The sequence below is a fragment of the Paraconexibacter antarcticus genome (genome assembly GCF_024220175.1).
Taxonomy (GTDB): domain Bacteria; phylum Actinomycetota; class Thermoleophilia; order Solirubrobacterales; family Solirubrobacteraceae; genus Paraconexibacter; species Paraconexibacter antarcticus.
Genome location: NZ_CP098502.1, coordinates 4,265,871 through 4,291,699, shown reverse-complemented (window position 1 = coordinate 4,291,699; position 25,829 = coordinate 4,265,871). Strand labels below are relative to the sequence as shown.

The window sequence follows — 25,829 nt, the reverse complement described above, 5'->3', positions numbered from 1 at the left end:
GGACCCGCGGGTCGCCCCGGCCGCAACGAGCGCGAGGGCGGGACTCTCCGCGGCGGCGTGCGGCGGGCGGGTCAGGCGTGGGTCGCGGCCATGGCCTCGTACGTGCGGCGCATCCCGTCGGCGAGGGAGACCTCGGCGGCGAAGCCGAGCTCGGTCCGCGCGCGGGTCGCGTCGAGCGCGCTGCGCTGGAGCTCGCCGAGGCGCGCGTCCGCAAGCTCGGGCGTGAAGGCCGTCCCGGCGGGCAGGCACTCCCGCAGCGCGTCGACGAGGTCGAGCACGGTCGACTCGACCTCGGTGCCGATGTTGTAGGAGCCGTGGGCGTCCGGGTGCTCGGCGGCGAGGAGGTTCGCGGCGACGATGTCCGCGACGTAGATGTAGTCCCGCGTCTGCGTCCCGTCGCCGTAGATCGTCGCCGGGCGCCCGCTGAGCGCGCGGCCGCAGAAGATCGCGATGACCCCGGCGTCGGCCGCCGGGTTCTGGCGCGGGCCGTAGACGTTGCCGTAGCGGACCGAGACGGTGCTCAGGCCGTGCAGGCGCTGGGCCCAGGCGCAGTACTGCTCCGCGCACTGCTTCGACTGCCCGTAGGCGCCCATGGGCTTCGGGTCGACGGTCTCGGGCGTCGGGATGACGTCCACGTCCCCGTAGATGCCGCCGCCGGTCGAGGTGTTCACGACGCGCTGCACGCCGACCGCGCGCGCGGCCTCCAGGACGTTGATCGTCCCGATGACGTTCACCGACGCGTCGAAGGCCGGGTCCTCGATCGACTTGCGCACGTCCGCCTGCGCGGCGAGGTGGAAGACGAGCTCGGGCCGCGCCCGCTCGAACACCGCGCCGAGCGCGTCCGCGTCACGGATGTCGACGACGTCGAGGACCGCGCCGCCCGCGAGCGCGCCCGCGAGGTTCGCCTCGTCGCCGGTCGTGAGGTTGTCGACGACGGTCACCTCGTCACTGCGCGCGATGAGCGCATCGGTGAGGTGGGATCCGATGAAGCCGGCACCGCCGGTGACGAGGACTCGCATCGGCACGATGCTAGACGCTGGGTCCGGGAGCCCGCGGGGGTCCGTCCGGGTGGATCTCGGGGCGCGGCTGCGGCTGAAGCCGCACCCGGTCGTGCTGACGCTCGCGCGCCGCGACGGCCGCGCCGGCGAAGGGCCTCGTCGTGCGGGTCTTCCAGCGCTGGACCGGGATGGAGGCGCAGCGCCGCATCACGCGGTGAGCGCACCGCGCGCCGCGCGCGATCGCCACAATGGGGGCATGTCGCCCACCTGGATCTGGATGCAGTCCATCCTCGCCGTGTTCATCGTCGCCTCGATCGTCATCGCGATCACGAAGCTCACCTGAACGGCGGCCGCGGCCGCGGCCGCAGCGCTCAGCGCCCGAGGAGGCGGCCGAGGACGCCGCCGCGCGGCGGCTCCGGCGGCATGACGGGCGCGAACGGCAGGTTCGTCCCGTCGAGGATCGCGAGCGGGACGGCCCGCGCGAACCAGTCGATGTGCTCGGGGCTGAACCCCGCCTCCTCGAGGGGCGCCCGGATCCCGGGCGGCCGGCCGACGAGGCCGTGCGCGTCCGAGGCGACGTCGTGGACGAGGCCCTCGGCGGTCAGCCGTCGGGCGAAGCGCTGGACGTCCTTGCCGAAGCGGCCGACGAAGGCGCTCGCGGTGATCGAGGTCAGCGCGCCGCCGGCGACGAGCCGCGTGAGCATGCCGGGGTCGCGCTGGAAGGCCGGGATGCGCTCGGGGTGCGCGAGGACGATGTCCTCGTGGCCGCGGGCGCGCAGCGCGTCGACCCCGGCCTCGACGCCGGCGGCGACCGGGCTCAGCGGGCACTCGAGCAGCAGCCACGGACCGCCGCCGAGGTGCAGCGCCCGCAGCTCGTCGTCGGAGAGGTCGAGCGCGCGGGTCAGGGCGACCTCGGCGCCGGGCCGCACCTCGAGGTCGATGCCCTCGTCCCGGAGCACGGCGTTGACCTCGTCGACCTTCTCCGCGATCCGCGCGGCGGTGTTCTCCATCCAGTCCCAGGAGACGTGGGGCGTGGCGACGATCGTCGCGGTCCCGCCGGCGACCGCCGCCCGCGCGAGCTCGAGCGTCTCCGCGATCGTCCTCGGCCCGTCGTCGATGCCAGGGAGGATGTGGTGGTGCAGGTCGATCACGTGTCCTCCAGGGTAGACCGCGCGGGCCGCGGCCGGGGTCCGCGAGGCGCCGGACCGGCCGGAGAACGGCGCCGGGGCGGCGCTACGCTCCGTGCATGATCTCCTCGATCGTGGTGGGCACCGACGGATCGGACACCGCCGGCACGGCCGTCGGCGAGGCGGTCTCGCTCGCGGTCGCCCTCGGGGCGAAGCTCGAGATCGTCTGCGCGTACGAGCCGGTCGCCGCCGAGCGGCTCCGCGAGGAGCGCAGCCAGGTCCCGAGCGACCTGCAGTGGCTCGTCAACCCGCGCGAGGACGTCGACCAGACGCTCGCCGCGGCGGCCGAGGCGGCGCAGGCCGCGGGCGTCGAGCGGGTCGGCGTCCACGCCCGCCAGGGCGACCCGGCCGACGCGATCCTCGACGTCGCCGAGGAGCAGGGCTCGGACCTCATCGTCGTCGGCAACAAGGGCATGACGGGCGCGAAGCGCTTCCTCCTCGGCTCGGTGCCGAACAAGGTGAGCCACCACGCGCCCTGCAGCGTCCTCATCGTCCGCACCTCCTGACGCCGAGACGCCGGCTCAGGGCAGCAGCGGGCCGCCGGTCGGGGCCGGCGCCGGGGTGGTCCCGGTCGGCGCGGGCGCCGGGTTGGAGGACGGCGGCGTCGTGGACGGCGGCGCCTTCGGGGCGCCGAGCGCGGCCGCCGCGTCGAGCAGGCCCGCGCCGTACGCCCGGTCGGGGCCGGGGACGCCGAGGTCCCGAGCGGTCGCCTTCAGGCGCTTCTCGATCTGCGCCGGCGTCGGGTCGTCCCCGAGCGTCTTCGCGGCGAGCATCAGGGCGATGACGCCGGTGACGTGCGGCGCGGCCATCGACGTGCCCTCGTAGTCCCCCGGGACGATGAAGCGGCCCGGGTCGCTCGCGCGGAAGGTGATCTGCCGGATCGTGCGGCCGGGCGGCGCGCCGGGGTTGCAGTTCGCGTCGTCGCCGAGCAGCGGGGAGTCGTCCCCGCCGCCGGGCGCCATGAGGTCGAGGCCCGGCCCGTCGTTCGAGTAGTCGGCTGCGCAGCCGTGCTCCGTCGTCCCGCCGACCTGGATCGACAGCGAGCCGTACTTCCTCGCCGGGACGTTGTCCACGGCGGAGTTGCCGGACGCGCCGACGACCGCGACGCGATGGCGCTTGGCGTACTCGAGCGCGGAGCGGATGTCCGGCGCGCTCGTGAGCGACACCGGGCGCACCCCGTCGCTCAGCTCGATCGACACGTTCAGGACGCGGGCGCCGTGGTCCACCGCGTAGCGGATGCCCTGCGCGACGCGGTAGGAGGAGCCCTCGCCGTACTGGTCGAGCACGCGGACGGCGAGGATCTTCGCGGCGTACGCGACGCCGACCATGCCGTAGCCGTTGTTCGCGGCGGCGGCGATCTCGCCCGCGACGAACGTGCCGTGGCCGTTCTCGTCGTTCGGGAAGTTGTCGGAGCCGACGAAGTCGCGCCCGCGGATCATGCGGACCGCGGGCAGGTCCGGGGAGCGGACGTAGGGGCCGCGGTCCGCGTAGGCCACGCCGGTGTCGAGCAGGCCGACGACGATGCCGCGGCCGCCGTCGGCGCCGGCGGCGCGCGCGAGGTTCCACGCGTCCTGCGCCCGGATGCCGAACGGGCCGGTGAAGTCCCACTGGCGCGCGGACCAGCCGCCGGCGGCCGCCGCGTGGCCCGTCGTCCCCGTGTCGTCGGGGTTGAAGCCGGCGATGCGCGCGCGGTAGGCGGGCGTGACCCAGGCGACGGGCCGCTCGGCCCGCAGCCGCGTGAGCGCTGCCGCCGCCGTCGTCCCCCGGCGCAGCCGCCCGACGACCGCGCCGCCCGCGCCCGCGAAGCTCGACCCGACGCCCGCCGCCCGCAGGACGGCCGTCCGCTCGGCGGCGCCGACGTCGTGCTTGAAGCGGACGACGACGCGGCGCGACGGGTCGGCCGCGTGCGCCGCCGGCGCGGAGAGGAGGGCCGTCGCCGCGAACGGCAGCAGCGCCGCGGCGAGGAGCCGGGCCCGGGCACGTCCGGAGGCGAGGTGCAGGGACAAGTTGCGATCAGGAGCGGGTCGGCGGGGCGACCCTGGCGAGCCAGTGTGACACGCCCCTCGAACCCCGGTGACGGTCATTCGACGCGGTGGCGGGGACAATGGTGACGTGATCGATGCCCCCTTGTTCGCGGCCGACCCTCCGGCGCCTGCCGACGTGGCGGCGATGCGGCTCGCCCTGGCGCAGGCCCGGTCGGCCGAGGCGCACGGCGACGTGCCCGTCGGGGCGGTCGTCGTCGACGCCGTGGGCACCGTCCTCGGCGCCGGTCGCAACGAGCGCGAGCACGCCCAGGACCCCACCGCCCACGCCGAGATCCTGGCGCTGCGCCGCGCCGCCGCGGCCGTCGGCTCCTGGCGCGTCCTCGACGCGACGCTCGTCGTGACGCTCGAGCCGTGCGCGATGTGCGCGGGCGCGATCGTCCTCAGCCGGGTGCCGCGCGTCGTGTTCGGCGCCTCGGACCCGAAGGCCGGGGCGGCCGGGAGCGTGCTGGACATCCTCGCCCAGCCCGCGCTGAACCACCGCCCGGAGGTCGTCGGCGGTGTGCTGGCCGACGAGTGCGCCGAGCTGCTGCGCGCGTTCTTCCGCGCGCGGCGTTAGCTCGCGGCCCGCGTCCTCGGGCCGCGGCGGTCGTGGGCCGCGATGAACTCGTCGAGCCTGCTGCGGGTGCGGCGGTGCATGAGGAGGCGCAGCAGTGGGGTGCGGCCGAGCAGCCCCGGGACCGGCCCGAGGGCCTGGCCGGCCCAGGCCCGCAGGTCGAAGCGGTCGCGGTGCGCGGCGATGAGGCCGTCGCGGAAGACGAACGTCGCGTGCACGTCGTTGTGGACCGGGCGCCCGGTCTGCGAGAACGTGTAGTCGGCGATCCAGTGGGCGGTGCCGGTGCCGTTCCGGCTCACCTCGCGGTCGAGGAGGACGGCGCGGAGATCGCCGCCGCTGCTCTGGCAGAGCATCCGCCACATCGCCTGGCCGCGGCCGTCCTCGAGGTGGCCGAACGCCGGGTCCTCGAACGTCGCGTCCGGCGTGTAACAGGCGGCCATCGCGTCCCCGTCGCCGGCGTCCATCGCGGCGTACAGCCGCTCGAGGAGCTCCTCGTGGGCGGCGACCTCGGCGGGCGACAGCGACATTGGCCGCAGCCTACTCCGGACGACCGAACGCACCCAAGAGGGTGGCGGTGAACGTCGCGATCCGATCGGGGCTGAACCGCTCGGGGTCGGCGAGCACGATCCGCGCGGCGTCCTCGCCCATCGTCAGCAGCCCGCGCGCGAGGAGCTCGGTGTCGATCCCCTCGGGGCCGCCACGCGCCTGCACGCCCCACTCGACGAGCGGCTCGAGCAGGGCGAAGACGGCCGCCCGTCCCTCGGCCACCCGGCGTCGCACGATCGGGGGCGCCCCCTCGACGGGGAAGAGGACGAGCCGCCACAGCCGCGGGTGATCGCGCACGAGCATCGTGAAGGAGCGGACCGCGTCGACGAGCAGCACGTCGGGGTCGCGGGTCACCGGCAGCTCCGGGATGACCGCCGAGACCTGCCCGACGGCGCGCGCGGCCGCCTGGTCGACGAGCGCGGTGAGCATCCCCTCGAGGTTGCCGAACTGCGCGTAGACGACCGTGCGGGCGATGCCGGCCTCGCGGGCGACGCGGTCGATCGACACCGCGCCGAAGCCCTCGTCGAGGACGATCCGGGTGACGACGTCGAGCAGCTGCTCACGGCGCTGCTCGGCGGGGAGTCGGCGGGCCTTGGGGCTCATCGGGGCGCCGCGGACTCTTCCAGACGGCGGGGGCGGCCGGGAGGGGACTCCACGTGGACAAACGCCCACCGCGATCTTTGTCCAGCGGGATGAGGTGGGGGAGGCGGCCGGCGCAAAGGCTTCATGGGTCCGCATCAACCGTCGCGCCGGCGGGCAGGGTCAACGGTCGTACCGCCGGCACGCAGCCAGGAGAAGACACAGCACATGAGGTCCAAGAAGACGCTCGCGCGGGCGCTCGGAGCCGCGCTGCTCGCCGGCGCGCTCGCCGCGCCGCCCGCCCTCGCCGACGGCGCCACCCAGGCCCCGACCCCGGTGAACCTCGTCTCCGACCACATCGGCATCAACTCGGCCTTCGTCTTCCTGGCGGCGGTCCTCATCATCTTCATGCAGGCCGGGTTCGCGATGCTCGAGATCGGGTTCGTGCGCGGGAAGAACGCGGGCTCGGTCGTCGCGAAGATCCTCGTGAACTTCGCCATCGCCGCGCTCGGCTGGTGGGCGGTCGGGTTCGCGATCGGCTTCGGCGGGGGCGGCTCGATCATCGGGACGCACGGCTTCTTCCTCGGGTCCGACCCGCTGAACGGCGCCTTCGCGCTCGCGTCGCCCTCGCGGGTGGGCGGCGTCTCCGTCCAGGTCCTCTGGCTCTTCCAGTTCGCCTTCTGCGCGGTGACGCTCGCGATCGTCTGGGGCACGACGCTCGAGCGCATCAAGTTCGGCGTCTACGTCGCCTACGCCGTCATCTTCTCCACGGCGATCTACCCGATCGTCGCCCACTGGATCTTCGGCGGCGGCTGGCTCGCGGCGGACATCCACGTGCAGGACTTCGCGGGGTCGATCGTCATCGACGTCACCGGCGCGGCCGCGGGCCTCGCCGTCCTGCTCCTGCTCGGGGCGCGGCGCGGCAAGTTCGGGCCCGACGGGCTCCCGCGCGCGATCCCCGGCCACAACATGCCGCTCTTCGGCCTCGGCGTCCTCATCCTCTGGCTCGGCTGGTTCGGCTTCAACCCGGGCTCGACGCTCAACGCGCTCGACGGCCGCTTCGGCACCGTCGCGCTCATCACGCAGCTCGCGGGCAGCGCCGGCGTGCTCACGGCGATGATCGTCATGCACCGCAAGACGAAGACCTTCGACATCGGTATGGCGGGCAACGGCGCGATCGCCGGGCTCGTCGCGATCACGGGTCCGTCCGGCTACGTCGAGCCGTGGGCGGCGCCGATCATCGGGGGTGTCGCGGGCGTCATCGTCGTCTACGCGGTCCTCGCGATCGAGCGGCGCGTCGACGACCCGGTCGGCGCCCTCGCCGCGCACGGCATCTGCGGCGTCTGGGGCGCGCTCTCGTGCGGGCTGTTCGCGGCGCCGCACCTCGCGAAGCTCAACCTCGGCGGCAGCCACGGCGGGCTCTTCTACACGGGGTCCTTCACGCAGCTCGGCAGCCAGGCGCTCGGGATCGCCGTCGTCTTCGCGTTCGTCTTCGCGACGTCCTACGCGGCCTTCTGGCTCATCGAGAAGACCTACGGCCTGCGCGTCACGGCGCTCGAGGAGCACGAGGGGCTCGACATCTCCGAGCACGGCATGTACGGCTACCCCGAGCAGTTCATCCCGGCGTCCGAGCTCTACGGGGCGGCGGCGCTCGCGCCCGACTCCGACCCGGTGTCGGTGCTGCGCTGAGGGACGGGACGGGACGGGGCGGGGCGGGACGGGCGGGCGCAGGGCGAGCCACTAGCCTGACCGGGTGGTCCCGTCCGCCTCCCGCGCGTCCCGCCTGTCCCCGGGGCTCGTGCGCCTCCTCGCTGTCGCCTGCGGCGCCACGGTCGCGAACCTCTACTACGCCCAGCCGCTGCTCGACACGATCGCGCGGGCGCTGCACGTCTCGTCGGGGGTCGCCGGGCTGCTCGTCACCTCCTCGCAGGTCGGGTACGCGACGGGCCTCGTGTTCATCGTGCCGCTCGGAGACCTCGTCGACCGGCGGCGCATGGTCTGCCGGCTGCTGCTCGTCACGACGCTCGGGCTGCTGCTGGCGGCGATCGCACCCTCGTTCTGGGTGCTCGCGCTCGGTGTCGGGGTCGCCGGGGTCACGTCGGTCGTCGCGCAGGTGCTCATCCCGTTCGCGAGCGAGCTCGCCGACGAGGAGGACCGTGGCTCCGTCGTCGGCGTGGTCATGAGCGGGCTGCTCATCGGGATCCTGCTCGCGCGGACGGTGTCGGGGCTCATCGCGTCCGCGGCCGGGTGGCGCGCGGTGTATTACGTCGGGGCCGGGCTCATGCTGTCCCTGACCGTGGCGCTGTGGCGGGCGCTGCCCGACGTCGCGCCGCCGTCGACGCTGCCCTACCGGCAGCTGCTCGGGTCGATCGGGACGCTCGTCCGCCGCGAGGGCGCGCTGCGGCGCCGGATGGCGTACGGCGCGATGGGGATGGCGACGTTCTCGACGCTGTGGACGACGCTCACCTTCCTGCTCTCGCGCGCGCCGTACTCGTACGGCGACGCGGTCATCGGCCTGTTCGGGATCGCGGGGCTCGTCGGGGCGGGGTCGGCGCGCTTCGCCGGGCGCCTCGCCGACCGCGGCCTCACGCACCGGGCGACGCTCGGCTTCTGGCTCGCGGTCCTCGGCGGGTGGGGCCTGCTCGCGCTCGGGACCTCGTCGGTCGTCGCGATCATCGCCGGCCTGGTGCTGCTCGACCTCGGGGTCCAGGGGCAGAACATCCTCAACCAGGCGACGATCTACGCGCTGGCGCCCGACGCGCGCAGCCGCGTGACGACCGCCTACATGGGCAACAACTTCCTCTTCGGCGCGGCGGGCTCGGCGGCGGGCGCCGCCGCGTTCTCGGCCGGCGGCTGGGACGCGGTCTGCGCGCTCGGCGCCGGCTTCACGCTCGTCGCCCTCGGGTGCTGGCTGGACGAGCACCGCCGGATCGTCGCGGTGCCGGCGGTGTCGTCCGCGCAGTCCTCCGCCTAGGTCCGGCTGCCGGAGGTGCCGGAGGGGGTCGTGGTCGACGGGGCCGGCGCGTGGGGCGCGGCCGGAAGCTCCCGGGGTCCGGTCCGCTGGCAGCGAGCGGTCAGCGCCGGGATGCGGTGATGCCGACGCCGGGCAGCATCCGCGCGAGGCGCTTGGCGAGCTTCGGGCCCTGGTTGGCCGGGCAGCCGCGGACGAGCGTCCCCTCCAGCCGTACCTCGGTCATGATCGGCCCGTAGCGCCCGGAGCCGGTGATCTGGGCGGCGACGCCGTCGGCCGTGCGCGAGCCCGGTACGCTCGCCGCGCCCCAGCTCAGCAGGCCCGGGAAGGCGGCCACGAGCCGGCCCTTGTCGCTGAGGCGCGAGCGGACCCAGGCCATGGAGGTGGTCGTCGGGGCGACGTAGAGCGCGTTGAGGTCGGCGGTGATGACGTGGCTGCAGCCCCCGCGGCTCGAGGGCGCCGTGAGCGTGGCGGACGAGGACCGGGCCCGGATGGCCCAGTTGGCCGGGACCGTGAACGAGGCCGTCGCGTGCTGCTTCTCGAAGGTGCTGCGCAGGGTGACGACCTGGTCGCCGGGGTCGGCGGATGCCACTCGCGCGGTCGCGCCGAGGACGACCACGGCGAGGCACGTGAGCACCACACCCACGCGTCGCACGGCCGACCGGCTCTTGCGTTTCCCCCACATGACCTTGACCCCCGTCAGATGTCACGGCGATCGTGGCAGACCGCACGGACGGCGTCATTGTGCCGGATGTCGCCCCGTCGTGTCAGCGCGAGGTGAAGACCGCGACGCGCCGCGGCTCCGGCACCCCGCGCGGCACGATGTCCCGCCAGGTCGCCGAGGCGTCGTCGTGCCGATCCATCGCCGTGAAGTCGACGAGGATCTCGTCCGCCGCCGCGACCTCCGCGAGGCGCGCGGCGAGGTTCACCGGCGGCCCGTGCCAGTCGCCCGCGCGGCGGATGACCTGGCCCCAGGCGACGCCGGCGCCCGCCCGTAGCTCGGTCCGCTGTGCGAGGGACGCGACGGCCTCCCGGGCCGCGGCGAGCAGGCGCGCCGTGTCCGCCGAGACGAGCAGCACCCCGTCGCCGAGGAACTTGCCGGCGGCGACGTCGTGGTGCGTGGCGGCCTCCTGGCCGACCGCGTAGAGCACGTCGGTCAGTTCCGCGATCTCCTGCGGCGAGCGGTCCAGCATGAACGCGGTCGACCCCCGCAGGTCGACGAACGCGACCGCGACCGGCGGCTCGGCGTGGCGTCCCTCCGCCGCGGCCCCGAGGCGCCGGCGCGAGATCTGCCGCGCCCGCCGCTCGCACAGGAGCGTGAACGTCGCGACGACGACGGGCATGACGGCCGTGATCCACGCCTCCGCGGCCGCGGGCCGTTCGTCGGTGGGCAGGTGGTCAAGCCGCCGTACGGCGATGTCGGCGCCCGCCGCCCCGACCCGGTCCGCGGCCCGCCCCAGCGCCTGCGCCATCCCGAGCATGTCGTGCTCCTCGAGATGCACGCCGCTCGAGTCCCGCGCGAGCGCCACGAGCGTGTCGATCGAGGAGACGTCCCCGGCCTCGATGATGCCGAGGTCGAGCAGGTGTGCCGTCAGCCGCTCGCGGGGGTCAGCCATGCGCGCCCAAGGATGACGATCCCGGCTGGCGCGTGCCCGCTCCCACGCGCCGGGACGCCCGACTCGGTACCCTTCCCGCTTCGCCAGCGTGCTGGCCACGGAGAGATGCCGGAGTGGTTGAACGGGGCGGTCTCGAAAACCGTTGTGCGGTGTAAGCCGTACCCAGGGTTCGAATCCCTGTCTCTCCGCTAAAGGGCCCACTTTGCGGGCGTTTGGTCGTTCTGCGCCGAGTTTCGGGAGCTGCCATAGTTCGGCGACGTATCGCGGCTCGGTGGGATTTGGCGATGTTTTCGCGCATGTCTTTCCCGAGAGCATCCCCGGATGTCACCACCCTGACGCCGGCCATTTGCCACGGTAAGACCGGCGGTGAGCGTCGCCGGTGCGCCCCCGGGCGGGCCGAAACGGGGTGCGGCGCACAACGGTTCTCGAGACGGCGCCGCTTGGTGTCGCACCTTGCCTATCTCGGTGTTGCACTGATCGGGTGCCGACGACCTACCCGCGATACACCGTGACGGACACGGGGCAGACCGCTGAGCTGCTCGATCTCGCGGCGGGCGTGGCCGGAGGTGACCGATCGCCGACGTTGCTGTTGCGGTTGACCGAGGCCGGTGGCCGGGCGCTCCGAGACGAGCTCGCCGGTCTGAAGCACCTCAGGAGCGTCAGCGCGCGGGGCTCGAGCGCGCGGCCCGGCTCGTCGATGTCGACGAGCCTCTGGGCGACGGGGCGCGGCGCTGATCCTGCTGGACAAGTCCGCGTGGGTGCGTGGAGCCCCGGCCTGCTGGACTACGGCGAGCTGTGCCTCTACGCGATCACGCAGATCGAGATCCTCTACAGCGCCCGCCCGCTGGCGGACTTCGCGACAGCGCGACGTGGTCGCCCGGCTGCAGGCCGAGGCTGCGGAAGAGCCGCGCGATGCGCCACGCGGCAGCGGTCAGCTGTGCGTACGTCCGCGTCCGGCCGTCGTCGGTGATCAGGGCGAGCCGGTCGGGATTGGTCTTTGCGATGACGTCGGGGTGCATTCGGCGCAAGATGCCCACGCGCGCTCACATAGGGTGCGCGGGGCGATGGAGGCGGCTCGCACGCTAGCTGCGACCGGGGCGCAGCGCACGGCGTTGCCGCTGCTCGACCGGCAGGCGGAGCTCTCCGCGCTCGGCGACGCGATCGCGGCGACGGCCGCCGGCGAGGGGCGGGTCGTGCTCGTCGAGGGCACTCCGGGCGTGGGGAAGACCCGTCTGCTCGCCGAGGCCCGCCGGCTGCTCGACGCCGCGGGGCTGCGGGTGCTGCCGGCCCGGGGCGGGGAGATCGAGCGCGAGCATCCCTACGGCGTCGTGCGTCAGCTGTTCGAGTCCGCGCTGCTCGGCCCCGAGCCCGTGGGGTGGATGCGGGGTCCGGCGGCGCCGGCCACGAGCGTCTTCCGGCCGGATGCCGCGGTCGATCCGGACGCCTTCACGACGCTCGGCGGTCTGTACTGGCTGACCGTCAACGCCGCGACGGAAGGTCCGCTGGCGCTCGTCGTCGACGACCTGCACTGGGTCGACCGTCCGTCGCTGCACTACCTGCAGTACCTCGTCCGCCGGATCGAGGGCGTGCCCGTCCTCGTGGTGCTCGGCGGCCGGCCGGACGAGAGCGATCTGCTCGCCGACATCACGACGGCACCGGCGACGTCGCGGCTGCGACCCGCGCCGTTGTCCGCCCGTGCCGCCGGCCTGATCGCCCAGGAGCTGCTGGGCGTACGACCGGCGGCGCACTTCGCGGAGGCCTGCTGGCGGGCGACCTCCGGCAACCCGCTGTTGCTCGTCGAGCTGCTGCGGGCGCTGCGCGCGGAGGGCATCGCGCCCGACGACGCGAACGTCGAGATGGTCGACCAGGTCGGGCCCTCGGCCGTCGCGCGGATCGCGCTCGTCCGGCTGCGCCGCCTCGGCGCGCAGACCATCGCCGTGGCGCAGGCGGTCGCGATCCTGGGGGAGGGCGCGGCGAGCCCGCTCATCGCTGAGCTCGCCGAGGTCGAGGACGGCGCGGTGTCCCCGGCGGTCGCCGCGCTCATCGAGGCCGAGATCCTCGACGCCGAGCCGCCGCTCGGCTTCGTCCACCCGGTCGTCCGCGACGCGGTCTACGCGGAGCTGACGCCCGACGCGCGCGACCGGCGCCACGCGCGCGCGGCCGAGCTGCTGCACGCGCGGGCCGCCGACGCGGACGTCGTGGGCGCCCACCTGCTGCTTGCTGCGCCGCGGGGCGAGCGCTGGATCGTGACCGTCCTGCGGTCCGCGGCGGCGGACGCGGCGGCCCGCGGCGCCGTCGAGACGGCCCTGACCTTCCTGCGCCGGGCCCTCGCCGAACGGCCCGGTGACGCCGACCCCGAGCTCCAGCTCCAGGTCGGCCTGGCCGAGGGGGCGCTCGACCCCGCCGCGGCGGTCGGCCACCTCGAGGCAGCCCGGCGCTCGCTCGCGGACGAGGCGCGCCGCGCCTGGGTCGGGGAGCTCATCACGCGCCTGCTCGTCTTCGATCGGCCGGCCGACGCGATCGCCGCCGCACGGCGGACGCGCGAGGAGTTGCCCCCCGGTCTGAGCGACACGGCCGCCGCGCTGGTGGCGGTGGAGCGCTGGGCGGGTCGCTTCACCGACGCCGATCCGGCGCCGGCGCCTACGCCGGTCCCGGCCGGTGCGCGCGGGCGCATGCTCATGGCGGTGCAGGCCTGGGAGCTCGCCCTCGCCGGAGCGCCGGCCGAGACGTGCGTCGCGCAGGCGGCGAGCGCGCTCCTGCTGGACGCGCCGGCCGGATCCGGACCGGTCTTCACGCAGAACGGGCTGCTGACCGCGATGATCGGCTCGACCGTCCTGCTCCTGGCCGATGACGAGCGGGCGCAGCACTTCTGGGACGCCTGGCAGACCGAGGCCGAGCAGGTCGGCAGGGTGCACGCGGTCATCGCCGGCGCGATCTGGCAGGCCATGCTGCATCTGCGCCGCGGTGAGCTGCCCGGCGCGGAGGCGGCGATGCGGATGGCGATCGAGGGGCCGCGACGGTGGGGGCCGGGCACCGAGACGGCGTCACCGGCGTCGCTGGGACTCCTCGCCGAGATCCTGATCGAGCGCGGTGACCTGGCCGGGGCGCACGAGCTCATCGACGCGGTGCCCGGCCGGCACCGCCCGACCACCGAGGGCGAGCTGCACGTGCGCTGCCGCGAGCTGCGTCTGCTCGTCCTCGAGGGGCGTCACGCCGAGGCGCTGGACGGCTTCGAGGGCGTGCGCGCCCGCCTGGAGACCGTGCGCAACCCGGCCTGGTACCCGTGGCGCTCGATCCGCGCCGCGGCGCTGGCCGGCCTCGGGCGCGGCGAGGAGGCGATGGCGACCGCCACCGAGGAGCTCGAGCTGGCGCGCAGCTGGGGCACCCCGGGACCGATCGCCCGCGCCCTGACCCTGACGGGGGAGCTGACCGGCCGCGTGGAGGACTTCGAGGAGGCGGTCGCGCTGAGCGGCGGCCCCTTGGCCCGGCTCGAGCACGCGCGGGCGCTGCTCGCGCTCGGCGGCGCCGTGCGCCGCCGCGGGCAACCGCGTGAGGCCCGGGCGCACCTGCGCGATGCGCACGACCTGGCCCTCCGGTGCGGCGCTGCGCCGATCGCCCGCGCGGCCCGGGACGAGCTCGCCGCCGCCGGCGGGCGCCCGCGCGCCGTCTCGGGGAGCGGCCCGGACGCGCTGACGCCGAGCGAGCGGCGGGTCGCCGAGCTCGCGGCCGCCGGACGCCGCAACCAGGACATCGCCCAGCAGCTGTTCCTCAGCCCGAAGACCATCGAGGTGCACCTGTCGAGCGCGTACCGCAAGCTCGGGATCCGGGCTCGGGGCGAGTTGGGGGCGGCGCTCGGGGTCGAGCGCCGGCGCCCGTCGTCCGGCCGGTGACGCGCGCCGCCGCACGTTAGGGGGTCCCCCAATGGTCGGCGGCCGGGTGCTCCCCGTAGCGTCACGACCATGACCGAGCCCGACCCGGTGAGGGCCCTGGCCGTGCACATGCACCTCGTCGTCGCGCGCCGCGGCGAGACGCTCACCGGGCAGGTGTCCACCGACAACGCCCCCGCGAGGCAGTTCACCGGCTGGATCGGGCTCAACGCGGTGATCGACGACCTGCTCGTCGAGCAGACCGTCGATGGGCCGCGGCCGTACGGCGACGCCACGGCCTGATCCCGGTGGCGGCATGAGGCGGTCGGCACCTCGGCCGGCAGCACGGTCCGGGCTCCGCGGTTGCCGCTGCGCCGGCTCGGGTAGCCACCACGCGACCGACCAGACTGGAGAGCGAGATGCAGACCGACGAGACGATCGCCGTCCTCGGCGCCGGCGGGACGATGGGCCTTCCGATGGCGCGCAACCTGGCCCGCGGGGGCATGCGCGTGCGGGCGTGGAACCGGACGCAGGAGAAGGCGGACCCGCTGGCCGCGGACGGGGTGGAGGTCGTCGGCACCGCGGAGGAGGCGGTGCGCGGCGCGACGATCGTCCTGACGATGCTGCGTGACGCCGACGCCGTGCTCGAGGCGGTCGACGGCACCGCGCTCGGCCAGGCCGACCTGTGGCTGCAGATGAGCACGATCGGCCTCGACGGGACCGCGCGCTGCGAGCAGCTCGCGGAGGAACAGGGGGTCGTCCTCGTGGACGCCCCGGTGCTCGGCACCAAGCAGCCCGCGGAGAACGGGGCCCTCCTCGTCCTCGCCTCCGGGCCGGACTCCGCGCACGAGCGGGCGCAGGCGGTGTTCGACCTCGTCGGCGCGCGGACGCTGTGGGCCGGTGAGGCCGGGGCGGGCAGCCGGCTGAAACTCGCCTGCAACAGCTGGCTGCTCGCCGTCGTGGCCGGTGCGGCCGAGACCCTCACCCTCGCGGAGGGGCTCGGCCTCGACGGCGCGATGGTGCTCGACGCCTTCGCGGGCGGACCGCTCGACATGCCGTACCTGCAGACCAAGGGCAAGGCGATGCTCGAGCGGGACTTCCCGCCCGCCTTCGCGCTCGCGCTCGCCGCGAAGGACGCCGGTCTCGTCGTGGACGCGGCGCGTCAGGGCGACATCGAGATGCCCGTGCTGCAGGCCGTGCGCGCCCGGCTCGACGCCGGGGCGCAGACGCACGGCGAAAAGGACATGGCGGCCACCTTCCTCACGACGGCCGGCCCGGCCCCGCCGCGCCCCGACCGCTGACCCGGCGGCGACCCTGGCCGGCCGTCAGTTCGCCGCCGACGTGGTGACGCGGCGGAGGAACTCCGCGACGGTCTCGCCGCTCCGGCCGCGCGGGGGGTACGGGGGCGTGGGCTCTCCGTCCAGCGCCCCGCGCAGCGCCAGCGCCAGGAACGTGGCTTCGGCGCGGGCCTCGGCCCCCGCCTCGTCGGCGGACAGCGGGACGGGCTTCAGGCGAGCTCGTGGATGAGGAGGGCGCATCGTGGCTCCTTGTGAACGGGTCCGGCCACTGTACATCCGTTTGGACACGTGTTCAAGCACCCGTCGAGATCCACGTCGCGTCGCGGTAAGGTCACTCGGGAATGAGCAAGGCACGCCCAGCCTCCCGCGCACCGCGCCGGGCCCGGATCCCCGACGGCGAGGCGCGCGGGGCGATCATGGCGGCCACCGAGCGGCTGCTCGCCGAACGGCAGCTGCACGAGCTGTCGGTGACCGATATCGCCGAGGCGGCGGGCACGTCGCGGGGCATCGTGTACTTCTACTTCGCGGGGAAGTCCGCGGTGCTCGCCGCCCTCGCCGAGACCGCGTGCTCGGAGCTCGTCGAGATCTGGCGCGACTGGTTCGACGGCCACGGTCCGGTCGAGGAGGCCGAGCTGCGCCAGAACTTCAGCGCGAGCGTCGCGCTGTGGTCCGAGCACCGGGCGATCATCTCCGCCGTCGTCGAGACCTGGCGGCTGGATCCGGAGGTCGGCGCGGTCTGGGGCCGGGCGATGAACAAGCTCATCGCCGACACCCGCGCGCGGATCGAGCGCGACCGGGCCGCCGGGCACGCGGTGGGGGCGGGCGACGCGGGCGCGCTCGCGGAGACGCTGATCTGGTCGACCGAGCGGATCCACTACGTGGCGCTGACCGGGATCGCCGGCAGCCTCGCCGAGCGCCCGCAGCTGGTCGAGGCGATGGTCCAGCTCTGGAGCCGCCTGCTGGCCCCGTGAGCCCGGGCCGGCGTCAGCCGGCCGCGCCGATCCGGGACGCCGGGACGGCGACGCGGAAGAGCGTCGCGTGGGTCTCGGCGACCGGGAGCGCGCCGTCGTGCACGGTGGCGCGGACGGAGAGCCTCACGCCGTCGTCGCTCTCGCACCAGGCCGCGAGCTGGAGGGTCCGCTCGGCGCGGGCCGGCGCGGTGTGGTGGGTGATGACGGTGCGGGTGAACGCGCGCGTCCCGGGCAGGGCGGCGAAGGCGCCGATCAGCTCGTCGGTCGCGCAGGCGAGGACGGCGGTCCGGGCGACGCCGCCGTCGCCGACGAGCGGGCCCTCGATCGTGAGGGCGCCGCGGAGCACCTGCCCGTCGAGGTGCAGACCGAGCGCGAGTTCGGGCGGGGACGTCATGACCGGCGGCCGGCCCGGCGTCGCCGAGGGGTGCGCCGGCCGGGCGGCCGGGGCACCGGCGGCGTCGTCCTGGTCGCCTTCGAGGTCGATGCGGGGAAGGATCCGGTCGAGCCAGTCGGGGAGCCAGAAGGCCGCGGGGCCGGCGATCCTGAGGGCGGCGGGAATGGCCAGGAGGCAGACGGCGGAGGCCGCGAGCAGGACCGTCGCGACGAGCCCGGTGCCCGTCTGCCGGATGGTCTGCAGGGGGGCGGTCATGAACGCGAGGAAGACGCCGGACATGATCGCGGCGGCGCCCATGACGACCGGGCCCGTGCGGACGATCGCGCTGCGGACGGCGACGTCGACGCGGCCGGAGCTGTCCCAGCCCTCGCGCAGGCGCGTGAGGATGAAGACCTGGTAGTCCAGGCTGAGGCCGAACACCAGCGCGACGAGGGCCAGGAGCGAGAGGGCGTCGGCGAATCCGGCGCCGCCGAGCAGCGGGCTCTTTCCGGTGGACAGCAGGGCGAGCACGCCGAACGAGGCGGCGACGACCGCGGCGTTGAGCAGCACGGCGATCAGCGGGAGCAGCAGCGCCCGTAGCACGAGGACCAGGGCGATGAGCGCGACGGCGCTGAGGGCGAGCACGAGGACCGGCAGTCGCGCCTGGAAGGCGCGCCGGTAGTCGGTGAGCTGCGCCGCGACGCCGCCGACCGCCGTCCGGCTCCCGGTCGCGGCGGCGAACGTCCGCATCCGGGCACGGGTGCGGTCGTAGAGCCGGGCGGTGGCGGGATCGTTCGGGCCGCTGCGCGGCACGACGGTGAGCACGGCGGTCCGCCTGACGATCCGCGGTCCGAGGACGAGGGCGGCGTCGCGGTCGGCGATGAGCGCGGCGCGCAGGCGGGACAGCGCGGTCTGCCCCGCGGGCGTCCGCAGCCGGCCCGAGCGGTCGACGGCGTACGCCTGGAGCGGGGCGGTCCAGCCCTGTCCCAGGGCGCGGACGACACGTTCGGTCGCGGTGCGCGCCGGGGCGCCGGCGGGAAGGACCCGCACGTCGGGCGGGCCCACGTCGAGCCCGACGCCGGGCACGGCCAGGGCGCCGAGCACGGCGATCGCGGGAAGCGCGGCGAGCGCCGGGCGCCGCAGGACGAGGCCGGCGAGGCGCCCCCATCCCGCCTCGTCGGAGCGGGCTGCCGGTCCGATCCGCCAGCGGTCCAGATGCCGCCCGATGAGCACGAGGGTCGCCGGGACCGCGGTCAGGGCGGCCGCCATCGCCACGAGCGCCGCCGCTGCCGCCCCGATCGCGGCGGACTGCAGGAACGTGCCGGGGGCCAGCACCACCGCGACGGCCATGGTGGCGAGGATCGTCGCCCCGGCGATGACCACGGTGCGCCCGGAGGTCCGCGCCGCGAGCGCGGCGGCGGCGTCGACGTCCCGGCCGCGTCTGCGGGCCTCGCGAAAGCGGGACACCATGAGCAGCGAGTAGTCCACGCCGAGGGCGAGGCCCATCATCGACGCCAGCGGCGTCGCGACGTCGGTGACGTCGCGGAGCTGCGCGACGATGTCGGCGACGCCGAGCGCGCTGGCGACGGTCGCCCCGCCCAGCAGCGCCGGGATGCCCGCCGCCAGCGGCGAGCGGAAGACGAGCAGCAGCACCACGAGCAGGATCGGCACGGCGATGATCTCGGCCGAGTGGGCGTCGGACACCGACCGCTCGGAGATCGCGCCGCCGATGACCGAGAACCCGCTGACGGACGCCCGTACGGGCGGGTGGACCTCGGCCCGGACGACGCGGCGCACGGCGTCGCCGACCTCGGGGCCGAACGACTCGTCGGTCGGGCGCTCGACGAGCAGGACCGCCCCGCCGCCGGCCGGCCGCAGCTGCGGCGGCGCGCCCGGATCGAGGGACGTGAGCACGGTGTTGCGCCGGTCGCCCCGGAGCGCCGCCGCCAGGCCGCGGGCCTGCGCCTCGACCGCTCCCTGCGGACCCTGGAGCAGGATCGGGGCCTGGCCGCGGGAACCGATCTCGCGATCGGCCAGGTCCTGCGCGCGCTGGGAGGCCGTGCCGGGGACCTCGATCGACGTCGGCGCGATGTGCCCCTCCAGCCGGGTCCCGTTGACCGCCAGCGCCACCGTCACGAGCAGCCACACGGCGAGCGTGAGCCGGGGGCGTCGCAGCGCCCAGCCGGTGACCCGTCTTATCGCTCCGCCCTCATTCACCAAATGGTGAAGAAGGCTCGACACCATGTCAAGCGGAGCGCTACGGCGCCGGTCTGACGATGAGCGCGGCGATCATCCGCTGCATGGCCGCGATGGCCTCGTCGAGCTCGGCCGTCCTGCCGCCGTCGAGCAGCGCGAGCGTGAACCCGTCGATGGTCGCCACCACCATCGTCACGGTCGCGCCGTGGGAGAGCACCGTCTGCCACCCGGCCGCGAGCATCGCGTCCAGACGGGTGGCGACCATGGCCCGGTAGCGGGCGCGCACGGCGGCGACCGCCTCCGCGAGCTCCGGGGTCGTGATCGACGCGGCGTACAGGCTCAGCCACGCGGCGTGGAGCGCCGGCTCGTCGACCGCGTGATCCCAGAGCGCGCCGTACCCGATCTCGACGACCAGCGACGGATCGTCGAGCCCGGCGACCGCGGCCTCGACGCCCGTCAGCAGACGCTGCCCGAGCTGATCGACCGTTGCGGCCAGCAGCCCCGCCTTGTTGGTGAAGTAGTAGTGCAGCAGCGCCTTGTCGACGCCGGCGGCATCGGCGACGCCCTGCATCGTCACCCCCGCGTGACCGCGCTCGGCGACCAGCGCGATCGCGGCGTCGAGGATCTGCGTGCGGGTCCGGCCGGGTGCGCGAGGCGCGGGCATCCGCGCATGGTAGGCGCGGGGCCGGGGGTGGCCGCGGCCGGCGCGCCGCTCGCCCCGCACGTCAGGATGGGTGGATGACGCCGCCGCCTGCTCTGCCGCTCGACCTCGGGGCTCTGCTCGATGCGGTCGAGACGGCGCCGCCGGTGGCGGCCGCCGAGGTCGTCGGCCGGGTGCTCGCGGAGACGATGGGTGCGCGCGAGGTGAGCTTCCTCATCGCGGACTACAGCGGGCGGTCGCTGATCCGGCTCAGCCACCTCGGCCGCGACGCCGCCGGCCGGGCGGGGCGCGAGCGCAGCGACGCGGTGTCGCTCGTGGGGACCCCGCACGGGAGCGCGCTGCTGGCGCAGGAGGTGCAGGTCGTCCGCGACCGCGGGGTCAGCCGTCTCTACGCGCCGGTGACGAGTCGCGGCGAGGCGGTCGGCGTGCTGGAGGTGACGGTCGACGGGGTGCCGCGGGCGGAGGAGCTGGCGGGCGTCGCCACCGCCGCGCACGCCCTGGCCTACGTGATCATCGCCAACCGCCGCTTCACGGACCTCTTCGAGTGGGGGCAGCGCTCGGTGCCGCTGTCGCTCGAGGCGGAGATCCAGCACCGGCTGCTGCCCGGCGCGTACACGTGCGAGGGGGGCCAGTTCACGCTCGCCGGATGGCTCGAGCCGGCGGGGGACGTCGGGGGCGACACCTTCGACTTCAGCGTGGAGCGCGACACGCTGCACCTGTCGATGACCGACGCGATGGGGCACACGCTGAACGCGGCGCTCCTGGCGACGGTGCTCGTGGGAGCGCTGCGGAACGCCCGCCGGCGCGGCGTGGACCTGGGGGAGCAGACGCGCCGGGCCCACGCGGCCCTGACGGCGTACGCGGCCGACGGGGCCTTCGTCACCGGGCAGGTCGCCCGGGTCGACCTGGCCTCCGGCGTTCTGGCCATCGTCAACGCGGGTCACCCCGCCCCGATCCTCATCCGCGGGGGCGTGCCGACCGCGGTCCCGCTGAGCGTCGACCCGCCGTTCGGCGTGCCGTCGGCGCGCGCGCACGTCGTGCAGGAGCTGCGTCTGGAGCCCGGGGACCGGCTCGTCTTCCTCACCGACGGCATGCTCGAACGCAACGCGGCGTCGATCGACGCGGCGTCGATCCTCGCCGGCAGCCGCCACCTGCACCCGCGCGAGGCGGTCCAGCAGCTCGTGCAGCACGTCGTCACGGCGTGCGGCGGCGACCTCAGGGACGACGCCACCGTGCTGTGCGTGGACTGGCACGGCGGGCCGACCGCGACCCGCGACGCCGCCGAGGGCGCGGATCGCTGACCGCCGATCGCCGACGGGGCGGGGCCGGCCGGAGCGGTCAGTCGGGCGCGGCGCGGGCCCCGAAGGTCGCCGCGAGCGCCTCGTCCGCGCTGTACCGCGGCCGCCAGCCGAGCTCGCGCCTGGCCTTCCCCGTGTCCATCACCGACGGATGGCTGAGCACCTCGGCCCACTCGGTCACGGACGGCAGGAACGCGGGGAGCGGCACGGCGGCGATCCCGCGCCCGGCGAGGGCCATGAGGCCCGTCGGCGCGCGCACCGGGCGCACGCCGAGGTGGCCGGCGACGTCGGCGGCGGTGATCGTCTCGTCGGCGGCGATGTTGTAGGCGCCCGGCGGGCCGGCGGCCGTGATGCACCGCATGAGCGCACTGCCGACGTCGGCCTCGTGGATGACCTGCAGCTCCAGCGCGGGCACGGGGAGCGGCAGGCCGCCGCCGGGGACGTGGGAGGCGAGGCGCATCAGCCGTCCTCCGAGGGCCGCCAGGGCGGGCGGGAGCTTCGCGCCGGCCGCGTTCGGCCCGAGGACCACGGGCGGCCGCAGGAGGTAGACGTCCACCGACGGGTGCCGCTCGCTCTCTTGCTGCAGGCGGGTCTCGAGCTCCGCCTTCTCCTGGGCGTAGAACAGGTGCGCGGCCGGGCGCACCGGCCAGGTCTCGTCCATCGGCACCGGGTTGTCCGCGTGGAAGCCGTAGGCCGCGACGCTCGAGGCGTAGACGAACCGCGACACGCCGGCGTCGGCGGCGGCCCGGAAGGCGTTCAGCGTCCCGTCCACGTTGATCGAGCGGGTGGTGCGGCGATCCGCGGCCCCCGTGATCATGAACGCGAGGTGCACGACGACGTCGGCACCTGCGAACGCGCGCGTCAGGGCATCGAGGTCGCGCACGTCGCCCTGCCGGTAGTCGAGCTTCGACCAGCGCCGCGCGGCGGGATCGAGCGGGCGCCGGGCGATGCCGACGACGCGGCCGACGCGCTCGTCCTCCTCGAGCAGCGGGAGCAGTCCCGCCCCGAACGTGCCGGTGGGACCGGTGACCGCGACCGTCAGGGCCTCGGCCGTCATCGGGTGCGGCCCCCCGCGCACGGCGGCACGGTCAGGCCCCCGGTCGCGCCGGGCGCAGCGGCCCGCCGTCGGGGGCGCCCGCGCCGGTCCAGCGGGTGGCGAGCGTCGCGAGGATCTCGGCGAGACCGAACAGGATGAAGAACACGGTCGCGGCGGTGCTGTCGTCCTTGAAGCCGAAGAGGAACGGGGAGGCGACGAGCAGCGCGCCGAGGCCGAGGTCGAGCATCGCGTGGGCGACGAGCGGGACGACCTTCACGAGCGAGAGCCGCCAGCACGTGCTCATCGAGACGACGAGGATGGCGACGCCGGCGACGAGGCTCACCGCGGTCGGCGCCGCCTGGCTTGAGAAGCCGAAGAGGAACGGGGCGGCGATGAGCAGCGCGACGAGGAACGGCTCGGCGACGGAGTGCGCGGTGACGGACAGGGGGCCTTGGCGGAACATAGGGGGAGCGTGTACCCGAATCCGCCGGCGGCAACCGCTGGGCCGCCCGCTCAGGTCGGCACGTTCACCGGGTCCTGCCCCTGGCGCGGCGCCCGGTCGCGCAGCGCGGTCACCGGCGGCCGGCGCTCGGGCGCGGGACGGCGGAGCGCCGGCACGAGCTGCAGCGCGCGGACCCCGGCCCGCGCGAGGTTCGCCGCGAGCCGCAGCGGCGTGCGCGGGTCGGGCCGGAGGCGGCCACCGAGCTGCAGCGGCGCGAGCAGGCTCTGCCGTGCGGGGATCCTGCCGCTGATCGCCGGCGGGGCGTCGGTCGACCACAGCGACCCGGGGATCGATGCCTGCTCCTCACCGCTGCGATACCAGCGGTCGACCATGAGCAGGATCGCGTCGGCGAGCGGCCGGGCGTGCGCGTAGAGGACGTCCAGGGCCACGGTCTCGCCGCCGAGCACGGTCTCGCGCCGCGGCCTGACGGCGGTCTCCACGAGCGCGCGGGCGACGACGTCGGCGGCGTACGCGTCCGGCGGGACGCGCGGCTTGTCGCCGGTCGCGCTCGACGCCTGCGCGAACAGGGGCGTGTCGATCGGGCCCGGGTGGACCATGGAGACGGTCACGCCGCTGCGCTGCTCGCGCTCCTCGATCGCGAGCGTGTTCAGGAAGCCGCGCAGCGCGTGCTTGGCGGCGGCGTACGAGCCCCAGGTCGGCAGCGGCACCCGGGTCATCAGCGAGCCGGTGGCCACGATGCTGCCGCGGCTCTCCCGGAGGTGGGGTAGGGCGGCGCGGATGACGTCGACGGCGCCGGTGAAGGTCACCGCGACCGTGCGGTCGAAGTCGTCGGGATGGACCTCGAGCGTGTGGCCGAAGACGGCGACCCCGGCGTTCGAGACGACGACGTCGAGGCCCCCGAGAACCTCGACCGCCCGCGCGACCGCGGCCTGCGCCTGCTCGCGGTCGGCGAGGTCGGCGGGGATGACCTCCGCGTCGATGCCCTGTCGGCGGACGGACGCCCGCAGCGCGTCGTCACGACGGGCGACGAGCACGAGGCGGGCCCCTTCGGCGGCGAAGAGCCCGACGGCGCTCAGGCCGACGCCGGAGCTCGCGCCGGTGAGCAGGATCCGCTTCCCGGCCAGGCGCGGGGCGGTGCTGGTGGTGGGCATGCCGCCCGCCTGCCCGGCCCGTCGCCGCTGACGCAGACCGGGCGCGCTCGCCCCCCCCGGCGCGGCGCGATACGACCGTGCGGTTCACGTCGGGCTGCCCGGGTAGCCGCGCGGAAACCCCACCCGAAAGCGGTCTTGCGTATGAAGGCAGTCACCTGGCACGGCAACCACGACGTTCGCGTCGACAACGTCCCCGATCCGACGATCGAGCACCCCACGGATGCGATCATCCGGGTGACCTCGTCCGGGATCTGCGGGTCGGACCTGCACCTCTACGAGGTCCTCGGCCCGTTCCTCGACGCGGGGGACATCCTCGGCCACGAGCCCATGGGCGTCGTCGAGGCCGTCGGCGCCGAGGTCACGAACCTCAAGCCCGGCGACCGCGTGGTGATCCCGTTCAACATCTCGTGCGGGCACTGCCACATGTGCGGCAACGACCTGCAGTCGCAGTGCGAGACGACCCAGGTCCACGAGTACGGCACCGGCGCCGCGTTCCTCGGCTACACGAAGCTCTACGGCCAGGTGGCGGGCGGGCAGGCCGAGTACCTCCGCGTGCCGCACGCGGACTACGGCGCGATGAAGGTGCCGGACGGGCCGGCGGACGACCGCTTCCTCTATCTCTCGGACGTGCTCCCGACGGCGTGGCAGGGCGTGGAGTACGCGGACGTCCCGGAGGGCGGGACGATCGCGATCCTCGGTCTCGGGCCGATCGGCGAGATGGCCGCCCGGGTCGCGCAGCATCGCGGCGCCGGCCAGGTCATCGGCATCGACCTCGTCCCCGACCGGCTCGCGCGGGCCGCGGCCCACGGCGTGACGGCCCTGAACCTCGAGGAGATCGACGATCTTCCCGAGGCGGTGCGCGGGCTCACCGACGGGCGCGGCCCGATCGCGGTGCTCGACGCCGTCGGCATGGAGGCCCACGGCGCGCCGATCGGCCGCTTCGCCCACCTCATGGCGGGGATGCTCCCCGACGCGATCGCGCAGAAGGTGATGGAGACCGCGGGCATCGACCGGCTCACCGCGCTGCACATGGCGATGGAGCTCGTGCAGCGTGGCGGGACGGTGTCGATCTCCGGCGTCTACGGCGGCGCGGCGAGCCCGATGCCGCTGCTGCAGATGTTCGACAAGCAGCTCACCATCCGCATGGGGCAGGCGAACGTCCGCCGCTGGACCGACACGCTCATGCCGCTCCTCACCGGCGACGACGATCCGCTCGGCGTCGACGACTTCGCCACGCACCACGTCCCGCTCGCCGACGCGCCGCAGGCCTACGAGACGTTCCAGAAGAAGCAGGACGGCGCCTTCAAGGTCATCCTCAAGCCCTGAGGCCCGCCGACGCCCCCCGGTACCGCGTCGCGCTCAGTGCTCGATGCGGTACCGGATGTGCGTCGCGTGCTGCGAGTGCAGGGTCTCGACCGGCGTGAGCCGCAGGTCGCCCACGTCGTCGAAGAGGCGCTCGCCCGCTCCGAGCAGCACCGGGGCGATGTCGAGGACGAGCTCGTCGACGACGCCCGCGGCCAGCGCCTGACGCACGGTCGAGGCGCCGCCGGCGATGTCGACGCCGCGGCCGTCCGCGGCGGCGGTGGCCTGCGCGAAGGCGGCGTAGAAGCCGTCGGTGACGAAGTGGAAGCTCGTGCCGCCCTCGAGCTCGATCGGGTCGCGGGCGTGGTGGGTGAGGACGTAGACCGGCGCGTGGTACGGGGGCTCGTCGCCCCACCAGCCGCGCCAGTCCTCGTCCCACGCGCCGCGGACCGGGCCGAACATGTTGCGGCCCATGACGTACGCGCCGCGGGGGCGCATGAGCCAGTCGCGGGCCGTGACGTCCGCCGGGTCGGTGATCTCGCCGAGGTGCCACAGGTGGACGTCGCGGCCGCCGACGCCGAGCGGGTTCTCGCGATCCTGGCCGGGGCCGGCGACGAAGCCGTCCAGCGAGATGGACATGTGACACGTGGTCGGGGTCATGGCCGCTGTGACGCCGCGGGGGGCGGGAACTCATCGGTCATCTCCCGCCCACCCTACGC

26 protein-coding genes and 1 tRNA gene are annotated in these 25,829 nt (G+C 75.0%); 12 read left to right on the top strand and 15 right to left on the bottom strand.

The genetic code is table 11. The features are described from left to right. Nucleotides 1–71: 71 nt before the first annotated feature. Nucleotides 72–1,019 (bottom strand): NAD-dependent epimerase/dehydratase family protein, encoded by a 948-nt coding sequence (locus NBH00_RS20990; protein ID WP_254570528.1) that lies wholly within the window; start codon nucleotides 1,017–1,019, stop codon nucleotides 72–74. Between the two features lie 49 nt (nucleotides 1,020–1,068). Here NBH00_RS20990 and NBH00_RS20985 point away from each other — a divergent pair, with 49 nt between their 5' ends. After that, nucleotides 1,069–1,341: a hypothetical protein gene (locus NBH00_RS20985; protein ID WP_254570527.1), complete on the top strand. Its 273-nt coding sequence runs from the start codon at nucleotides 1,069–1,071 to the stop codon at nucleotides 1,339–1,341. Between the two features lie 28 nt (nucleotides 1,342–1,369). On the opposite strand, the gene NBH00_RS20980 is transcribed toward NBH00_RS20985, so the two are convergent. Beyond that, nucleotides 1,370–2,149, bottom strand: a complete 780-nt coding sequence (locus NBH00_RS20980) for a tyrosine-protein phosphatase (RefSeq protein ID WP_254570526.1) — start codon at nucleotides 2,147–2,149, stop codon at nucleotides 1,370–1,372. 95 nt (nucleotides 2,150–2,244) lie between these two features. Between NBH00_RS20980 and NBH00_RS20975 the strand changes: the two genes are divergently transcribed. Further along, nucleotides 2,245–2,691, top strand: a complete 447-nt coding sequence (locus tag NBH00_RS20975; protein ID WP_254570525.1) for a universal stress protein — start codon at nucleotides 2,245–2,247, stop codon at nucleotides 2,689–2,691. A 15-nt stretch (nucleotides 2,692–2,706) separates the two neighbouring features. Here NBH00_RS20975 and NBH00_RS20970 read toward each other — a convergent pair whose 3' ends face one another. After that, a complete protein-coding gene (locus NBH00_RS20970; RefSeq protein WP_254570524.1) occupies nucleotides 2,707–4,191 on the bottom strand; it encodes a S8 family serine peptidase in 1,485 nt (494 codons plus the stop codon). Nucleotides 4,192–4,354: 163 nt separating this feature from the next. On the opposite strand from NBH00_RS20970, the gene tadA reads away from it, so the two are divergent. Continuing rightward, nucleotides 4,355–4,786 (top strand): tRNA adenosine(34) deaminase TadA, encoded by a 432-nt coding sequence (gene tadA, locus NBH00_RS20965; RefSeq protein WP_367401352.1) that lies wholly within the window; start codon nucleotides 4,355–4,357, stop codon nucleotides 4,784–4,786. Here the strand turns inward: tadA and NBH00_RS20960 are convergent. Beyond that, entirely contained in the window at nucleotides 4,783–5,310 is a 528-nt protein-coding gene (locus NBH00_RS20960) for a nuclear transport factor 2 family protein (RefSeq protein ID WP_254570522.1), read from the bottom strand. The genes tadA and NBH00_RS20960 overlap by 4 nt on opposite strands. Before the next feature lie 10 nt (nucleotides 5,311–5,320). After that, the gene (locus NBH00_RS20955) at nucleotides 5,321–5,932 is read right to left on the bottom strand and encodes a TetR/AcrR family transcriptional regulator (protein ID WP_254570521.1); all 612 of its coding nucleotides are present in this window, start codon (nucleotides 5,930–5,932) and stop codon (nucleotides 5,321–5,323) included. A gap of 204 nt (nucleotides 5,933–6,136) precedes the next feature. Between NBH00_RS20955 and NBH00_RS20950 the strand changes: the two genes are divergently transcribed. Continuing rightward, the gene (locus NBH00_RS20950) at nucleotides 6,137–7,597 is read left to right on the top strand and encodes an ammonium transporter (RefSeq protein WP_254570520.1); all 1,461 of its coding nucleotides are present in this window, start codon (nucleotides 6,137–6,139) and stop codon (nucleotides 7,595–7,597) included. Nucleotides 7,598–7,661: 64 nt separating this feature from the next. Then, nucleotides 7,662–8,882 carry an MFS transporter gene (locus tag NBH00_RS20945; protein WP_254570519.1) on the top strand — a complete coding sequence of 407 codons (1,221 nt, stop codon included), beginning with the start codon at nucleotides 7,662–7,664 and terminating at the stop codon, nucleotides 8,880–8,882. 100 nt (nucleotides 8,883–8,982) lie between these two features. Here the strand turns inward: NBH00_RS20945 and NBH00_RS20940 are convergent, their stop codons facing one another. Together NBH00_RS20940 and NBH00_RS20935 are read right to left on the bottom strand one after the other, a co-directional pair. Then, complete coding sequence (locus tag NBH00_RS20940) at nucleotides 8,983–9,534, bottom strand: hypothetical protein (RefSeq protein WP_254570518.1); 552 nt, start codon at nucleotides 9,532–9,534, stop codon at nucleotides 8,983–8,985. Between the two features lie 112 nt (nucleotides 9,535–9,646). Then, on the bottom strand, nucleotides 9,647–10,495 hold the full coding sequence (locus tag NBH00_RS20935; RefSeq protein WP_254570517.1) for a nucleotidyl cyclase domain-containing protein: 849 nt from the start codon (nucleotides 10,493–10,495) through the stop codon (nucleotides 9,647–9,649). Nucleotides 10,496–10,594: 99 nt separating this feature from the next. Here NBH00_RS20935 and NBH00_RS20930 point away from each other — a divergent pair. Continuing rightward, nucleotides 10,595–10,683: transfer RNA gene (locus NBH00_RS20930), tRNA-Ser, on the top strand. A 621-nt stretch (nucleotides 10,684–11,304) separates the two neighbouring features. On the opposite strand, the gene NBH00_RS20925 is transcribed toward NBH00_RS20930, so the two are convergent. Next, nucleotides 11,305–11,514, bottom strand: coding sequence for an AMP-binding protein (locus NBH00_RS20925; protein WP_254570516.1), 210 nt, complete (start codon nucleotides 11,512–11,514; stop codon nucleotides 11,305–11,307). Between the two features lie 45 nt (nucleotides 11,515–11,559). Here NBH00_RS20925 and NBH00_RS20920 point away from each other — a divergent pair, with 45 nt between their 5' ends. The 3 genes from NBH00_RS20920 to NBH00_RS20910 all read left to right on the top strand — a co-directional run bounded on the left by NBH00_RS20920 (nucleotide 11,560) and on the right by NBH00_RS20910 (nucleotide 15,662). Then, a complete protein-coding gene (locus tag NBH00_RS20920) occupies nucleotides 11,560–14,385 on the top strand; it encodes a helix-turn-helix transcriptional regulator (RefSeq protein ID WP_254570515.1) in 2,826 nt (941 codons plus the stop codon). Nucleotides 14,386–14,454: 69 nt separating this feature from the next. Continuing rightward, nucleotides 14,455–14,664, top strand: a complete 210-nt coding sequence (locus NBH00_RS20915) for a hypothetical protein (RefSeq protein WP_254570514.1) — start codon at nucleotides 14,455–14,457, stop codon at nucleotides 14,662–14,664. 116 nt (nucleotides 14,665–14,780) lie between these two features. Next, nucleotides 14,781–15,662: an NAD(P)-dependent oxidoreductase gene (locus tag NBH00_RS20910; protein ID WP_254570513.1), complete on the top strand. Its 882-nt coding sequence runs from the start codon at nucleotides 14,781–14,783 to the stop codon at nucleotides 15,660–15,662. Nucleotides 15,663–15,686: 24 nt separating this feature from the next. On the opposite strand, the gene NBH00_RS20905 is transcribed toward NBH00_RS20910, so the two are convergent. Further along, nucleotides 15,687–15,899 (bottom strand): hypothetical protein, encoded by a 213-nt coding sequence (locus NBH00_RS20905; RefSeq protein WP_254570512.1) that lies wholly within the window; start codon nucleotides 15,897–15,899, stop codon nucleotides 15,687–15,689. A gap of 101 nt (nucleotides 15,900–16,000) precedes the next feature. Between NBH00_RS20905 and NBH00_RS20900 the strand changes: the two genes are divergently transcribed. Continuing rightward, a complete protein-coding gene (locus NBH00_RS20900) occupies nucleotides 16,001–16,630 on the top strand; it encodes a TetR/AcrR family transcriptional regulator (protein ID WP_254570511.1) in 630 nt (209 codons plus the stop codon). A 13-nt stretch (nucleotides 16,631–16,643) separates the two neighbouring features. Here the strand turns inward: NBH00_RS20900 and NBH00_RS20895 are convergent, their stop codons facing one another. Further along, on the bottom strand, nucleotides 16,644–19,220 hold the full coding sequence (locus NBH00_RS20895; RefSeq protein ID WP_254570510.1) for an MMPL family transporter: 2,577 nt from the start codon (nucleotides 19,218–19,220) through the stop codon (nucleotides 16,644–16,646). 40 nt (nucleotides 19,221–19,260) lie between these two features. Further along, on the bottom strand, nucleotides 19,261–19,863 hold the full coding sequence (locus NBH00_RS20890; protein ID WP_254570509.1) for a TetR/AcrR family transcriptional regulator: 603 nt from the start codon (nucleotides 19,861–19,863) through the stop codon (nucleotides 19,261–19,263). A 74-nt stretch (nucleotides 19,864–19,937) separates the two neighbouring features. On the opposite strand from NBH00_RS20890, the gene NBH00_RS20885 reads away from it, so the two are divergent. After that, nucleotides 19,938–21,161 carry a PP2C family protein-serine/threonine phosphatase gene (locus NBH00_RS20885; RefSeq protein ID WP_254570508.1) on the top strand — a complete coding sequence of 408 codons (1,224 nt, stop codon included), beginning with the start codon at nucleotides 19,938–19,940 and terminating at the stop codon, nucleotides 21,159–21,161. A gap of 37 nt (nucleotides 21,162–21,198) precedes the next feature. Here the strand turns inward: NBH00_RS20885 and NBH00_RS20880 are convergent, their stop codons facing one another. The 3 genes from NBH00_RS20880 to NBH00_RS20870 are packed head-to-tail and all read right to left on the bottom strand — an operon-like array spanning nucleotide 21,199 to nucleotide 23,808. Then, nucleotides 21,199–22,215, bottom strand: a complete 1,017-nt coding sequence (locus NBH00_RS20880) for an NAD-dependent epimerase/dehydratase family protein (protein WP_254570507.1) — start codon at nucleotides 22,213–22,215, stop codon at nucleotides 21,199–21,201. 31 nt (nucleotides 22,216–22,246) lie between these two features. Then, nucleotides 22,247–22,657: an SPW repeat domain-containing protein gene (locus NBH00_RS20875; protein WP_254570506.1), complete on the bottom strand. Its 411-nt coding sequence runs from the start codon at nucleotides 22,655–22,657 to the stop codon at nucleotides 22,247–22,249. A 50-nt stretch (nucleotides 22,658–22,707) separates the two neighbouring features. Continuing rightward, entirely contained in the window at nucleotides 22,708–23,808 is a 1,101-nt protein-coding gene (locus NBH00_RS20870; RefSeq protein WP_254570505.1) for an SDR family NAD(P)-dependent oxidoreductase, read from the bottom strand. A gap of 141 nt (nucleotides 23,809–23,949) precedes the next feature. Between NBH00_RS20870 and NBH00_RS20865 the strand changes: the two genes are divergently transcribed. Next, the gene (locus NBH00_RS20865) at nucleotides 23,950–25,134 is read left to right on the top strand and encodes a zinc-dependent alcohol dehydrogenase (protein ID WP_254570504.1); all 1,185 of its coding nucleotides are present in this window, start codon (nucleotides 23,950–23,952) and stop codon (nucleotides 25,132–25,134) included. A 33-nt stretch (nucleotides 25,135–25,167) separates the two neighbouring features. Here the strand turns inward: NBH00_RS20865 and NBH00_RS20860 are convergent, their stop codons facing one another. Further along, nucleotides 25,168–25,770, bottom strand: a complete 603-nt coding sequence (locus NBH00_RS20860; protein ID WP_367401269.1) for a dihydrofolate reductase family protein — start codon at nucleotides 25,768–25,770, stop codon at nucleotides 25,168–25,170. Between the last annotated feature and the right edge of the window lie 59 nt (nucleotides 25,771–25,829).

Bases quoted from the DNA above. Each gene is read 5' to 3' on its own strand.
- NBH00_RS20990 (WP_254570528.1), bottom strand. From the start codon at position 1,019: ATGCGAGTCCTCGTCACCGGCGGTGCCGGCTTCATCGGATCCCACCTC.
- NBH00_RS20975 (WP_254570525.1), top strand. From the start codon at position 2,245: ATGATCTCCTCGATCGTGGTGGGCACCGACGGATCGGACACCGCCGGC.
- tadA (WP_367401352.1), top strand. From the start codon at position 4,355: ATGCGGCTCGCCCTGGCGCAGGCCCGGTCGGCCGAGGCGCACGGCGAC.
- NBH00_RS20960 (WP_254570522.1), bottom strand. From the start codon at position 5,310: ATGTCGCTGTCGCCCGCCGAGGTCGCCGCCCACGAGGAGCTCCTCGAG.
- NBH00_RS20955 (WP_254570521.1), bottom strand. From the start codon at position 5,932: ATGAGCCCCAAGGCCCGCCGACTCCCCGCCGAGCAGCGCCGTGAGCAG.
- NBH00_RS20950 (WP_254570520.1), top strand. From the start codon at position 6,137: ATGAGGTCCAAGAAGACGCTCGCGCGGGCGCTCGGAGCCGCGCTGCTC.
- NBH00_RS20935 (WP_254570517.1), bottom strand. From the start codon at position 10,495: ATGGCTGACCCCCGCGAGCGGCTGACGGCACACCTGCTCGACCTCGGC.
- NBH00_RS20925 (WP_254570516.1), bottom strand. From the start codon at position 11,514: ATGCACCCCGACGTCATCGCAAAGACCAATCCCGACCGGCTCGCCCTG.
- NBH00_RS20920 (WP_254570515.1), top strand. From the start codon at position 11,560: ATGGAGGCGGCTCGCACGCTAGCTGCGACCGGGGCGCAGCGCACGGCG.
- NBH00_RS20915 (WP_254570514.1), top strand. From the start codon at position 14,455: ATGACCGAGCCCGACCCGGTGAGGGCCCTGGCCGTGCACATGCACCTC.
- NBH00_RS20910 (WP_254570513.1), top strand. From the start codon at position 14,781: ATGCAGACCGACGAGACGATCGCCGTCCTCGGCGCCGGCGGGACGATG.
- NBH00_RS20905 (WP_254570512.1), bottom strand. From the start codon at position 15,899: ATGCGCCCTCCTCATCCACGAGCTCGCCTGAAGCCCGTCCCGCTGTCC.
- NBH00_RS20900 (WP_254570511.1), top strand. From the start codon at position 16,001: ATGAGCAAGGCACGCCCAGCCTCCCGCGCACCGCGCCGGGCCCGGATC.
- NBH00_RS20890 (WP_254570509.1), bottom strand. From the start codon at position 19,863: ATGCCCGCGCCTCGCGCACCCGGCCGGACCCGCACGCAGATCCTCGAC.
- NBH00_RS20885 (WP_254570508.1), top strand. From the start codon at position 19,938: ATGACGCCGCCGCCTGCTCTGCCGCTCGACCTCGGGGCTCTGCTCGAT.
- NBH00_RS20880 (WP_254570507.1), bottom strand. From the start codon at position 22,215: ATGACGGCCGAGGCCCTGACGGTCGCGGTCACCGGTCCCACCGGCACG.
- NBH00_RS20875 (WP_254570506.1), bottom strand. From the start codon at position 22,657: ATGTTCCGCCAAGGCCCCCTGTCCGTCACCGCGCACTCCGTCGCCGAG.
- NBH00_RS20870 (WP_254570505.1), bottom strand. From the start codon at position 23,808: ATGCCCACCACCAGCACCGCCCCGCGCCTGGCCGGGAAGCGGATCCTG.
- NBH00_RS20865 (WP_254570504.1), top strand. From the start codon at position 23,950: ATGAAGGCAGTCACCTGGCACGGCAACCACGACGTTCGCGTCGACAAC.
- NBH00_RS20860 (WP_367401269.1), bottom strand. From the start codon at position 25,770: ATGACCCCGACCACGTGTCACATGTCCATCTCGCTGGACGGCTTCGTC.